This is a genomic window from Pseudonocardia sp. TMWB2A (assembly GCF_017312135.1).
In genome coordinates this window covers 2,853,597-2,865,687 of record NZ_QKQY01000002.1, presented here as the reverse complement: position 1 = coordinate 2,865,687, position 12,091 = coordinate 2,853,597, and the positions used below count along the sequence as shown (strand labels likewise).

General features: G+C 76.1%; 10 protein-coding genes. 7 read left to right on the top strand and 3 right to left on the bottom strand.

Annotated features, from left to right (window positions below):
* The first annotated feature begins 30 nt into the window (after window positions 1–30).
* Both DMP17_RS28340 and DMP17_RS28335 read left to right on the top strand, forming a co-directional pair.
* Window positions 31–1,623 (top strand): serine/threonine-protein kinase, encoded by a 1,593-nt coding sequence (locus DMP17_RS28340; protein WP_337831101.1) that lies wholly within the window; start codon window positions 31–33, stop codon window positions 1,621–1,623.
* Between the two features lie 104 nt (window positions 1,624–1,727).
* Window positions 1,728–3,764 carry a cytochrome c oxidase assembly protein gene (locus DMP17_RS28335; RefSeq protein ID WP_337831100.1) on the top strand — a complete coding sequence of 679 codons (2,037 nt, stop codon included), beginning with the start codon at window positions 1,728–1,730 and terminating at the stop codon, window positions 3,762–3,764.
* Between the two features lie 6 nt (window positions 3,765–3,770).
* Here DMP17_RS28335 and DMP17_RS28330 read toward each other — a convergent pair whose 3' ends face one another.
* The gene (locus DMP17_RS28330; RefSeq protein ID WP_226354709.1) at window positions 3,771–4,559 is read right to left on the bottom strand and encodes a DeoR/GlpR family DNA-binding transcription regulator; all 789 of its coding nucleotides are present in this window, start codon (window positions 4,557–4,559) and stop codon (window positions 3,771–3,773) included.
* A 176-nt stretch (window positions 4,560–4,735) separates the two neighbouring features.
* Between DMP17_RS28330 and DMP17_RS28325 the strand changes: the two genes are divergently transcribed.
* Genes DMP17_RS28325 through DMP17_RS28310 form a run of 4 tightly spaced genes read left to right on the top strand, consistent with a single transcriptional unit; the run spans window position 4,736 to window position 9,459 of the window.
* Window positions 4,736–6,094 carry a homoserine dehydrogenase gene (locus DMP17_RS28325; RefSeq protein ID WP_226354708.1) on the top strand — a complete coding sequence of 453 codons (1,359 nt, stop codon included), beginning with the start codon at window positions 4,736–4,738 and terminating at the stop codon, window positions 6,092–6,094.
* Between the two features lie 35 nt (window positions 6,095–6,129).
* Window positions 6,130–7,497 (top strand): GntP family permease, encoded by a 1,368-nt coding sequence (locus tag DMP17_RS28320; RefSeq protein WP_226368206.1) that lies wholly within the window; start codon window positions 6,130–6,132, stop codon window positions 7,495–7,497.
* Between the two features lie 37 nt (window positions 7,498–7,534).
* Window positions 7,535–8,803: a 3-oxo-tetronate kinase gene (otnK, locus tag DMP17_RS28315; protein WP_337831099.1), complete on the top strand. Its 1,269-nt coding sequence runs from the start codon at window positions 7,535–7,537 to the stop codon at window positions 8,801–8,803.
* Window positions 8,800–9,459: a class II aldolase/adducin family protein gene (locus tag DMP17_RS28310; RefSeq protein ID WP_226368204.1), complete on the top strand. Its 660-nt coding sequence runs from the start codon at window positions 8,800–8,802 to the stop codon at window positions 9,457–9,459. The genes otnK and DMP17_RS28310 overlap by 4 nt, the downstream gene beginning before the upstream one ends.
* A gap of 7 nt (window positions 9,460–9,466) precedes the next feature.
* On the opposite strand, the gene DMP17_RS28305 is transcribed toward DMP17_RS28310, so the two are convergent.
* Window positions 9,467–9,925, bottom strand: coding sequence for an SRPBCC family protein (locus tag DMP17_RS28305; protein ID WP_337831098.1), 459 nt, complete (start codon window positions 9,923–9,925; stop codon window positions 9,467–9,469).
* Window positions 9,926–10,015: 90 nt separating this feature from the next.
* On the opposite strand from DMP17_RS28305, the gene DMP17_RS28300 reads away from it, so the two are divergent.
* Window positions 10,016–11,290, top strand: coding sequence for an MFS transporter (locus DMP17_RS28300; RefSeq protein WP_337831097.1), 1,275 nt, complete (start codon window positions 10,016–10,018; stop codon window positions 11,288–11,290).
* Here DMP17_RS28300 and DMP17_RS28295 read toward each other — a convergent pair.
* Complete coding sequence (locus DMP17_RS28295; RefSeq protein ID WP_337831096.1) at window positions 11,191–12,069, bottom strand: helix-turn-helix transcriptional regulator; 879 nt, start codon at window positions 12,067–12,069, stop codon at window positions 11,191–11,193. The two genes, DMP17_RS28300 and DMP17_RS28295, sit on opposite strands and share 100 nt — an antisense overlap.
* Between the last annotated feature and the right edge of the window lie 22 nt (window positions 12,070–12,091).

Below are 12,091 nucleotides of genomic sequence, written 5' to 3'. Positions count from 1 at the left end.
CCCGGCTGCACCAGCAGACCGGGAGGGCCCGTGACCCGCGGCGACGATCCGGAGCGCACCCGCAGGGATGCGTCCGACCCGTGGCGGACGGGGAACCGCCGACAGCGGCCGCCGGGCGGTCCCGCGCCCGACCCGACCCGTCGCGTCGGCGGGGCCCGGCCCGCGCCGCGGCGCGCCGACGACGACCCGGCGACCCGCAGCAACGCGCCGGACGCCACCCGCCGGGTCGGCCCGCCCCCCGGCCCCGGCCGCCCGGGCCCCGGTGGGCCCGGTGCCCCCGCGGACGGCACCCGGCGCCTCGGGCCCGGCGAGGCCCCGACCCACCACCTCGGCGCCCCGCCGACCGCCGCCTACGGCGCGCCGCGCCCGTCGCGCCCGGACGCGACCCGGATGATGCCCGCACCCATCACCGAGCCCGAGCTGCTCGGCGGCCGGTACCGGCTGGAGGGGCTGCTCGGCCAGGGCGGGATGTCCGACGTGCACCGGGCCACCGACACCCGGCTCAACCGGCCGGTCGCCGTGAAGATCTTCGGTGCGGCCGACGACCCGAGCGCCGACCAGCGCTTCGAGCAGGAGGCGCAGGTCATGGCGAACCTGCGCCACCCGGGTCTGGTCGCGGTGCACGACTTCGCCGTCGAGGCCGACCGCGCCTACCTGGTCATGGAGCTCGTCGACGGGCCCACGCTCAAGGACGTCATCGCCCGCGAGGACCTGCCGCCCGAGGACATCCGCCGGATCGGTACCGAGGTCGCCCAGACCCTGGCCTACGTCCATTCGCAGGGCGTCACGCACCGCGACATCAAGCCGTCGAACATCCTCGTCGACTCCGACGGCCGGGCCCGGCTCGCCGACTTCGGCATCGCCGCCCTGCTCGGCGCCGACGGCCACACCGCGGCCGGCGAGATCATCGGGACGCCGGCGTACCTGTCGCCGGAGCAGGTCCAGGGCCGACCGGTCGGGCCGCCGACCGACGTGTACGCGCTCGGCCTCGTGCTGCTGGAGGCCTGGACCGGGCGGCAGGAGTACCAGGGCCAGGGGCTGCAGGGCGCCGCCGAGCGCGTGAACCGCGCCCCGGTGGTGCCCGCGGACGTGCCCGAGCCGGTGCGGACGGCGATCGCCCAGTCCACCGCGACCGACCCGCAGCGACGCCCGGACGCCCGCCGCGTCGCCGAGATCCTCTCGGAGCCGGCCGCCGTCGCTCCGCCGGTCGTCGCACCGGAGCCGGAGCCGGAGCCGCGTGACCTCGGCTCGTCGGGGATCGGGAAGTGGATCGCGATCGGCGCGCTCGTCGTCGCGCTGCTGGTCCTGCTGCTCGGGTTCCTGCTGTTCGGCAACGGCGACTCCGACACCCAGGCCCCGCCGACCACCGAGACCAGCGCACCGCCCACCACCGAGACGACGACCGAGGCCCCGACCAGCGAGAACAACGGCGGCATCCAGCTGCCGAGCAACATCCCGGGTCTGCCGTCGGGTCTGCCCTCGCTCCCGTCGAACCTGCCGTCGCTGCCGAGCGAGCTGCCGTCGCTGCCGTCGAACCTGCCCGACCCCGGCCAGATCGGTCAGGACGCGCAGGGTTTCTGGGAGTCGATCCAGCGCTGGTGGTCCGGGATCACCGGCAACTGAGTGACCCGTCCGACCCGGTGCGGCGCGCGCCGGGCCGGACGGGGACCATCGGGGGTGACACGGGCGCGGTACGTGCCCGGTGACCACCTGCGGAGGGGTTCTCGGTGAGCGCGAGCACGGAGCAGGCGACGACCGACGCGGCCGGTGGTGCGCCGCCCGCACCGGCGGTGCCGGCGCGGCGCGACCGCCGTGGGCTCCTGACCGCGCTCACGGTCGCCGTGGTGCTGCTGTGCGCCGGCCTCGCGGTCGCCGTCTCGATCGGCGACGACGGCTTCTGGCGGCAGAGCGGGCTGCCGGTGCCCGAGCCGGGCCTGAAGGCCGCGACGGTCGTCGCGAAGGTCCTGGCCGTCGCCGCGACCGCGCTCGCCGCCGGGTCGCTGCTGGTCGGCGGCCTGGTCGCGGCGCCGCAGGGGTCCGGGACGGTCGACGTCCACGGCTACCGCGCGCTGCGCCGGGGCACCCTGGCCGCCACCGTCGCCGGGGTGTCGGCGATCGCCGCGGGCTGGCTGTCGGTGGCCGACATGACCGGCAACTCCCCCGGCGTCCTGGCGTCGGTGGGCCCGTTCGGGTGGCTCGGCGCCGCCGCGACCATCGAGGAGCCGCTGGGCTGGGCGCTCGCCGGGGCGCTGCTGCTGCTCGTCGCCCTCGGGTCGGCGTTCTCGCTGAGCTGGAAGGCCGCCGCCGCGCTCGGGCTGGTCGCCGCGTGCGCGATGGCGGTGCCCGCAGCGGTCCACCCGGCCGCGACCGGGGCCGGGCACGACTGGAGCGGGGACGCGAACGTGCTGCGCGCCGTCGCCGGGACCGCCTGGCTCGGGCTGGTCGCCGCGCTGGTCGCGTTCCGCGCGCACGGCGGCGTGATCGAGGGACGGACGGCGGGCCGGGTCCGCGGGCTGCTCGCCGTCGGCGGGGTCGTGTACCTGACCGGTGAGATCATCTTCCAGCTGGTGGTGACCGACGCCGGGCCGCTCGGCGGGTCGGCCTACGTGCGGGTCGCCGTGGTCGTCGCGGTGCTGCTCGCAGCCCTGGTCCCGCTGACCGCGCTGCTGGTCCGCGGGCTCGTCGCCGCCCCGGCCGGGTCGGTGCCGGGCCGGCTGCTGCCGGTGGTCGCGGTGCTGGGGGCGGCGGTGGCGACGCTGGGCGTCGCGAGCATCCGGCTGGTGCCGCCGCGGTTCGTCGTCGCCGACGACTCGGCGCTGCAGACCCTGATCGGCTGGGACATCGTCCGGCCGTTCTCCGCGCTCGCGGTGCTGACCGACTGGCGCTGGAACCTGCTGTTCGGCACCGGTGCGCTGGTGCTGGCCGGGCTGTACCTGGTGGCCGTGCGCCGGCTCGCGGCCCGCGGGGTGGTGTGGCCGGTCGGGCGCACCGTCGCCTGGCTGCTGGGCTGCGCGACGCTGCTGCTGGCGACGTCGTCGGGGCTGGGCTTCTACTCCCCGTCCATGTTCAGCGTCCACATGATCAGCCACATGACGCTGAACATGCTCGCGCCGATCCTGCTGAGCCTCGGCGGCGCGGTCACGCTCGCGCTGCGGGTGCTACGCCCGGCGGGCCGCGGCAACCCGCCCGGCCCGCGCGAGTGGCTGCTCGCGGCGGTGCACTCGCGCGTCGCGAAGGTCATGACCCACCCGGCGTTCGCGGCGGTGCTGTTCGTCGGCTCGTTCTACGTCCTGTACTTCACCCCGCTGTTCGACGGGGCGCTGCGGTTCCACTGGACCCACCAGCTGATGAACCTGCACTTCGTGCTCGTCGGCTACCTGTTCTTCTGGCCGCTGATCGGCGTCGACGCCGCCCCGCACCGGCTGCCGCACCTGGGGCGGCTCGCGGTCATGCTCGCGACGATGCCGTTCCACGCGTTCTTCGGCGTCGCGGTGATGAGCTCCTCGACGGTGCTCGGGGAGAACTTCTACCGCCAGGTCGGGCTGCCGTGGCTGGACCTGCTCGACGACCAGCGCACCGGCGGCGGCATCGCCTGGGCGACGGGCGAGATCCCGATGCTGCTGGTGATGGTCACGCTGGTGGTGCAGTGGTCGCGCGACGACTCCCGGGAGGCGACCCGCAAGGACCGGCAGGCCGACCGGGACGACGACGCGGAGCTGAAGGCCTACAACGCGATGCTGGAGCAGATGCGCCGGGGCGGCTGAGCCTACTCAGCCCGGCAGCGCGGTCCCGTCCGGCTCGGCGGCGTGCACCGTCACACCCTGCTCGCGCAGCCGCGCGGCCGCGCCCGCGGGCAGCCCGGCGTCGGTGACGACGGCGTCGAAGTCGGTGAGCCCGGCGACCCGGAAGGTGCTCACGGCGCCGTACTTGTCGGAGCCGGAGACCAGGTAGGAGCGCTCGGCCGACGCCATCGCGGCCCGCTTGACCGGCACCTTCGCCTCGACCGGGGTGGTGCTGCCGCGGGCGTCGTCCCAGGAGCTCGACGAGATCAGCGCGACGTCGATGTTCAGCTCGCGGACGGCCCGGGCGGTCAGCTCGCCGACGGTGGACCGGTTGCCGCGGTCGACCCGGCCCCCGACGTGGTACAGCTCCAGGCCGGGGTGGTCGCTGAGCAGCACGGCCGTCGTCAGGTCGTTGGTGACGACCGTCAGCCCGGTGTGCCCCCAGAGCAGGGCCGCGACCTGCCCGATCGTCGTACCCGCGTCGAGGTAGACGACCTGGTCGTCGCCGATCAGCCGGACCGCCTCGCGGGCGATGGCGCGCTTCTCCGCGGGCCGGACCGACACCTTGGCGCGGTAGGTCGGCTCGCTGTGCAGCTTCTCCACCGACCGGACGCCGCCGGGGACCGAGGAGACCCGGCCCTCGGCCTCCAGCGAGGCGATGTCCCGGCGCACCGTCATGTGCGAGACGCCCAGCAGCTCGACGAGCTCGCGGACGGACAGCACGCCCGCTCCGCGGAGCTCGGTGAGCAGCCGCTCGCGGCGCTGGTCGGGGATCACTGGACGGCCTCCGGACACCTGCGGTCGAACTCGCCGACGGACCTGCGGACGATAGCGCATGTGCCGCTGCGTGAAGAATATTGACTCTCGTGTGAACTGCTGTGCTAGCGTCCGCCGCGCCGCCGGGCGGTCGTCGACAACGCCGTGCTGTCGCCACCGGCGTTCGAGGAGGTCGCATGCCCCCGTCCGGAGCACCACCGGTGCGCTACGCGCTGACCGGCGCACGGGGCGGCTTCGGCCGGACCCTGCTCGCCCAGACCCGGCACACCCCGCGGGTCGTCCCGGACGCGCTGTGCGACCTCGACGTCGACGGCACCGTCACGATGTGCCGCGAGCTCGGCTTCCGCGCCGACGAGCTGGCCGTGTGCCGCACCGCCGACGAGGTCGCCGCCCGCCCGGCGGGCACCGTCGCCGTCGTCCCGGACCTGGCGCTGCTGACCGGGGCCGGGCACGACGTCCTGGTCGAGGCCACCGGCAGCCCCGCCGCGGGGTACCGCGCCGCCGTCGACGCGCTGGAGCACGACCGGCACGTGGTGATGGTGTCCAAGGAGGTCGAGACGGTCGTCGGCACCGACCTCGCCCGGCGCGCCGCCGACCGCGGCCTCGGCTACGTGCCCGGCGCCGGGGACCAGCCGGCGAACCTCGTCGAGTGGTACGCCCGCACCCGCGAACTCGGCCTGGAGGTCGTCGCGGCCGGCAAGTCCGGCGAGTACGACCTGGTGCTCGACCCGTCGACCGGCCGGCTGCGCCACCTCGACCAGGAGATCGACGTCGCCGACCCGGAGCGGCTGCTCGCCCCGCCGGAGCCGGGCGGCGTCCGCGGCACGCTGGACGCGCGCGCCGACGCGGTCGCCACGATCCGGCGCAGCGCGGCCGCGGACCTGTGCGAGATGGCCGTCGTCGCCGACGCCACCGGGCTGGTCCCCGACGTCGAGACCCTGCACTACCCGGTGGCCCGCGTCGCCGAGCTCGCCGACGTCTACGCCCTCGCCGGGGACGGCGGCGTGACCGGGCGGCCGGGCGTGGTCGACGTGTTCACCGTGCTGCGCCGCCCGGACGAGGCGAGCTTCGCCGGCGGGGTGTTCGTCGTCGTGCGCACCCACGACCCGGTGACCTGGGAGACGCTGTCCGGCAAGGGCCACGTCGTGAGCCGCGACGGGCGCTACGCCTGCCTCTACCTGCCCTACCACCTCATGGGCGTCGAGACGCCGCTGTCGGTCCTCGCCGTCGCCGAGCGCGGCCCCGCCGCGGCACCCCCGGACCGCGGTCGCCACGTCGTGCTCGCCGGGCGCGCCCGGACCGGCCTCGCCACCGGCCGCACCCTGGCCATGGGCGGGCACCACCACGACGTCGACGGCGTCGCCCCGGTGCTGTTCGCCGCGGCGGAGGCGCCCGACGACGTCGCACCCCTCTACCTGGCCGCGCACACCACGCTCGCCCGGGACGTACCGGCCGGTGCCCCGGTGCGGATCGGCGACCTCGCCGACCCCGACCCCCACCTGCTCGCGGCCTGGCGCACCGGCGCGACCGGCTGACCCCGCCCTCCCCTTCCCCGATCGGATACATCGTCGTGTCGGACATCTACGTCCTCAGCGCGTTCCTGCTCGCGCTCGTCGTCCTCGTCCTGTTCATCGCCCGCTTCAAGGTCCACCCCGTCGCGACGCTGTTCGTCGTGGTCGTCGCGCTCGGCCTCGCGCTGGGCATGGGCGGGACCGGGACGATCGACCTGGTCACCGAGGGCTTCGGCAACACCCTCGCCAGCGTCGGCCTGCTGGTCATCTTCGGCTGCGTGCTCGGAAAGATGCTCGAGCTCTCCGGCGCCGCCGAGGCCATCACCGAACGGTGCCTGCGGCTGTTCTCCGAGCGGAAGGTCCCCTGGGCCGTCGCGCTCGCGTCGTCGGTGGTGGGGATCCCGCTGATCGCGGACTCCGTCGTCGTCATGCTGATCCCGATCGTCTCGGCGCTCGCGGCCCGCACCGGGATCTCGATGATGAAGCTGGGCCCGATCCTCTACATCGGCGCCTACGTGATGACCTCGGTCGTGCCGCCCGGACCGGGCCCGCTGGCCTCCGCCGCGCTGCTCGGGGTCCCGACCGGCCAGGCGATCCTGCTCGGCCTCGCCGTCGGCGTGCCGGGCATCCTCGCCGCGACCCTCTACCTCACGACCATCCGCACCCACGTCGACCCGAAGCCCGAGTTCGTCGAGCACCTGGCCACCGGCGGGAGCGGACCCTCCGGCGACACCGCCGTGACCGAGCGGACCGCCGTCCGCGGGCCGTCGCTGCTCGCCTGCCTGACCCCGATCGTCGCGCCGATCGTGCTGATCAGCGGCGCCTCGCTGCTCGGGCCGCTGATGGCCGAGGACAACCCCGTGCGCGGGGCGCTGGAGTTCGTCGGCGAGCCCACGATGGCGCTGTTCCTGGCCTGCGTGCTGTCCCTGCCGCTGTTCCGCGGGCGCTGGCGGGACAAGGAGACCCTGACCGACCTGTTCGAGAGCGGCCTGCGGATCGCCGCGATGCCGCTCGCGCTGACCGGTGTCGGCGGGGCGCTGGCGGCCACGATCCGGGAGACCGGGGTGGCCGAGAGCGTGGCCGAGGGCGTCCAGCAGATCGGCATCTCGCCGATCATCATCCCGTTCCTCGTGGCGGCCGCGGTCTGCACCATCACCGGGTCGAACATCCTCGGTGTCATGACCGCCGCGGCGATCATGCAGCCGCTGGTGGACGTGCTCGGGCTCGCGCCGATCGCGATCTACCTGGCCTGCGCCACCGGCGCCCAGATCATGAAGCACGCCAACTCGTCGGGCTGGTGGGTCACCACCACGCTGTCCAACATGACCGTCGGCCAGGGGATCCGCTCGATCGGCGTCGCCTCGGTGATCTCCGGCGTGACCGGCTTCGCGGTGCTCAACGTCCTGATCGCCGTCGGTGTCGTGTGACGACCCCCGTACCGCCCCCCACCCCAGGAGGACGACCGTGACCACGATCGGCGCCATCGCCGACGACCTGACCGGCGCGACCGACCTCGCGATCGTGCTGACCGCCGCCGGGTTCCGCACCGCCGTCGTCCCCGGCGAGGCCGTGTCCGGTGGGCTGCCCCCGGCCGCCGACGGCACCGACGCGGTGGTCGTCGCCCTCAAGAGCCGGACCGCGCCGCCCGCCGAGGCCGTCGCGGGCTCGCTGGCCGCGCTGTCGGCGCTGCGCGCCCACGGCTGCGACCGGATCCTGTTCAAGTACTGCTCGACGTTCGACTCCACCCCCGGGGGCAACATCGGGCCGGTCGCCGACGCCCTGCTCGACGCGCTCGGCGCCCCGTGGACGGTGGTCGCGCCCGCGTTCCCCGCGAACGGGCGCACGGTCTACCGCGGCCACCTGTTCGTCGGTGACGACCCGCTCGACGAGTCGCCGATGCGCGACCACCCGCTGACCCCCATGCGTGACTCCAGCCTGCCCCGGCTGCTCGCCCCCCAGGTCCGCGGCGGCGCCGGGGCCGTGGGCCTGGTCCCGCTCCCCGCGGTGACGGCCGGGCCGGCCGCCCTGCGTGCGGCGCTGGACGGGCAGGCCGCCGCCGGGGCGCGGCACGTCGTCGTCGACGCCGTGTGCGACGCCGACCTGGTCACCCTGGTCGAGGCCACCGCCGACCTGCCGCTGCTCACCGGGGGCAGCGCCGTCGCCCAGGGGCTCGCCGGACCGCACGCGGCCGCGGAGGCCGCGATCCCCGCCGCGGGCGACGGGCCCCGGGTGGTGCTGTCGGGCAGCGCCTCGCAGGCCACCCGGGCCCAGGTCCGGGCCGGTGCCGCCGCGGGCCGCGGGATCCGGCTCGACCCCGCCGCGCTGCGCCGGGACCCGGCGGGCACCCACCGCGCCGTCGCCGAGGAGGCGCTCGCCTGCTCCCCCGCCGACGGCCCGGTCGTGGTCTACGCGACCGGCGACGACGGCGACCTGTCCGGTCCCGAGGCCGCGCCGCTGTTCGAGGAGGCGCTCGGCGCCGTCGCCCGGCTGCTGGTCGAGCGCGGGGTGCGGCGCCTGGTCGTGGCCGGGGGTGAGACCTCCGGGGCCGTCGTCGCGGCGCTCGGGGTCCGCGGGCTCGTGGTCGGGCCACGGCTCGACCCGGGCGTGGCCTGGGCCCGGGCCGAGCGCGGCCCCGACGAGGAGCCGCTCGGGCTGGTCCTCAAGTCGGGCAACTTCGGCGGTGCGGACCTGTTCGTGCGGGCCTGGGACGCGGCGCCGGACGGGGCACGGTGACCGGGTCGCTTCCCGGGCACCTGCTCGCGGCCGCGGACCGCGTCTGCGCGGCCGGCCGGCAGGTCGTCGCGGCCGGGCTGAGCCCCGGCGCCTCGGGGAACCTGTCCGAGCGGGTCGGGGACCTGGTCGTCGTCACCCCGACCGGGCTCGGACTCGGGGAGCTGGAACCCGACCGGCTCGCCGTCGTCGACACCACCGGGGCGCCGGTGACCGGGGCGCGGCCGTCCAAGGAGGTCCCGCTGCACCTGGCGCTGTACCGCAGCGAGCCCGGGGTCGCGGCGGTAGTCCACCTGCACTCGCCGTACGCGGTCGCCGCGTCCTGCCTGCCCCCCTGGTCACCGGCCTCGGCGCTGCCGCCGGTCACCCCGTACTTCGTCATGCGGGTCGGCCGCACCCCGCTGGCGCCCTACGCCCCGCCGGGCTCCCAGGAGCTGGCCGCGAGCCTCGACGGGCTGCCCGGGCGGTTCACCGCCGCCCTGCTCGGCAACCACGGCTCGCTGACGGGTGGTGCCGACCTGGACCGCGCCGTCGACGCCGCCGTGGAGCTGGAGGAGGCCGCGCGGGTGACCGTGCTGCTGGGCGGGCGCGAGGCCCGGTGGCTCGACGACGGGCAGGCCCGCGAGCTGGCCGAGCGGTACGGCACGCACTGGGGCTGAGCGCCGCTCACCCCGTGCCGGCGGCCGTCGCCAGCCGGGCCAGGCCCTTCTGCAAGTCCCCGCCGAGCAGCCGGTCCATCGGCACGATCCGGCCGACCAGCGCGGCCACCCCGGACTGCTCACCCGTCATCCGCCAGACGACCTCGGTCCCGGCACCGGCCGGGGCCAGCAGGAACGCGGACGTGCTGGTGGAACGGAACGGCTTCTCGAAGCGCACGAGGACCTCGATCCGCTCCGGGGTGTCGGCGACGACCTCCATCGTGCCGCGGCCTGCCTTGCGGTTCCCCGACCAGGAGTAGCGGGCGCCGGTGCCACGCTCGGCGCCGTCGTAGCGGCGTTCCAGGGCCGGGTCGAGGTCCTCCCACGGCGACCAGGACCGCCAGGCGTGGAGGTCGGCGACCAGGTCGTGGATCCGGTCCGCGGGGGCGTCGACGACGGTCCGGCGCTCGACGACGTAGCTGCTCACGACGGCGACCGTAGCGGGATCCGGACGCTCGGTCTGCTCCGCCGGACGATCCGATGGGCCGACGACCGTTCCGTAGCGAAACCTGGGGGCATGACCGACACCCTCGTACCGACGACCCGCCCCGAACGCACCGCCTGGGGCGCGGTCGCCGTGATGGCGATGACGAGCTTCGTGCTCGTCCTCGCCGAGTTCCTCCCGCCCGGCCTGCTGACCCCGATGGCCGCCGCGCTCGGGATCACCGAGGGCCAGGCCGGGCAGGCCGTGTCGGCGACGGCGTTCGTCGGGCTCCTCGTCGCCCCCACGATCGGGGTGCTGCTGCCCCGGCTCGACCGCCGGGCCCTGCTGACCGCGCTGGCCGTGGCCGCCGCGGCGTCCAACCTGGCGGTCGCGGTGGCGCCGAACTTCGTCGTGCTGCTGCTGGCGCGGCTGCTCCTCGGGGCCGCGATCGGCGGGTTCTGGGCGATGTCGCTGGCCGTCGCGGCCCGGCTGAGCACGCCCGGGCGGCTCGGCCGCGCGGTGATGCTCGTGAACACCGGGACGACCGTCGCGACGGTGGCGGGGGTGCCGCTGGCCGTCCTGCTCGGGTCGGTGGCCGGGTGGCGGGCCGTGTTCGTCGGCGTCGCCGTGCTGTCCGCGGTCACCGCGGTCGCGATCCGGTCGGCGCTCCCGACCGTGGCCCCGGACGCCTCGGACGGTCTCCGTCCGCTGCTCGACACCCTGCGGGCGCCCGGCATCGGGCGCGGGCTCACCGGCCACGTGCTCACCGTCCTGGGGCACTTCGCCGCGTTCACCTACATCCGCCCGGCGCTCGGGACAGTCCCGGGTCTCGACGCAGGCGGGGTGGCCGTGCTGCTGGCGGTGTTCGGCGCGGGCGGCGTGGTGGGGAACGTCGTCGTCGGGCTGGTCGTCGACCGCCACCTGCGGGTCGTGCGCTTCGCGGTCCCGGCGACGCTCGCGGCCGGCGTCGCCGCGGTGGCCGCGTTCCCGGCGGTGCTGCCGGTGGTCGTCGCCGGCGTGGCCGTCTGGGGGCTGTCGTTCGGGGCGTGGCTGACGGTGGTCACGACCTGGATCGCCCGGGTCGCGCCGACCCGCATGGAGGCCGGGGGCGGCCTGCTCGTCGCCGGGTTCCAGCTCGCCATCACGATCGGGGCCGCCGCCGGCGGGCTCCTCGTGGACGGCCTCGGGGTGCGCGCGACCCTCGCCGGTGCGGCCGTCGCGGCCGCGGTCGGCGGTCTGACCTTCGGCTCCGCCCCGCAGGACCCGCCCTACGACGCGGGCGAGGACCGGACCGACGAGCGCCACCGGGACGGCGACATCCCGGACTCGCGGCGGAACGCCCGGGCGAACCCGAGCTCGGAGCGGTAGCCGACCCGGTGGGCGACCTCGGCGACCGTGGCGCTGCCGTCGGCGAGCAGCGCCCGGCCGGCGTCGACCCGGGTGGCGGCCAGGTAGTCCGCCGGGGTCCGGCCGACGACCTCGGCGAAGCGGGCCGCGAAGACCGCCCGCGACATGGTCGCCTCCCGGGCCATGTCGGCGACCGTCCAGGGGCGGGCCGGGTCGGTGTGGATGGCGTGCAGGGCGCGGGCGATCCGGGGGTCGAGCGCCGAGGCGAGCCACCGGTCGGTACCGGCCGGCTGCTGCTCGACCCACATCCGCACCGCGGTCACGGCGATCGTGGTGGCGATCCGGCTGCAGATCACGGTGTCGCCGCTGCGGACCCGCCCGCCGACGGTGCTCCACCCGCACTCCATCCCGCGCACGAGCGTCGCCATGCCGGGCTCGGCGGGCCCGAACGCGCGGGCGACGAGTGCGGGCGGGAGCGTGCCGTCGTCGCGGGGGCGGGCCGGTGCCCCGGCGAACACGACGGCGGTGAGGTCCGCCCCGTCCTCGCCGCGGACCGTCAGGTCCCCCGGCCGCGGGACGAGGACGAGGTCCCCCGCCACGACGGTCGTCCAGCAGCCGGTCGTCGTGCGGACCGAGACGCGGCCCTCGTGCAGGAAGACGAACCCGGCGGCGTCGCGGAGCACCGTGGCCGTCGCGCCGTCGGTCACCCGGGAGCGGCGGGACCGTTGCAGCTCCCACACCATGCCGGCCAGCATCCGGTCGAGACGGGTGTCGATCGCATCGGGAAGGGGTGCGGTCACCCCTGGATCAGCCGCGGGACGG

What these genes read in the sequence shown, in the direction of transcription:
- DMP17_RS28325 (WP_226354708.1), top strand. Translation starts at nt 4,736, where the DNA reads ATGCCCCCGTCCGGAGCACCACCGGTGCGCTACGCGCTGACCGGCGCA.
- DMP17_RS28300 (WP_337831097.1), top strand. Translation starts at nt 10,016, where the DNA reads ATGACCGACACCCTCGTACCGACGACCCGCCCCGAACGCACCGCCTGG.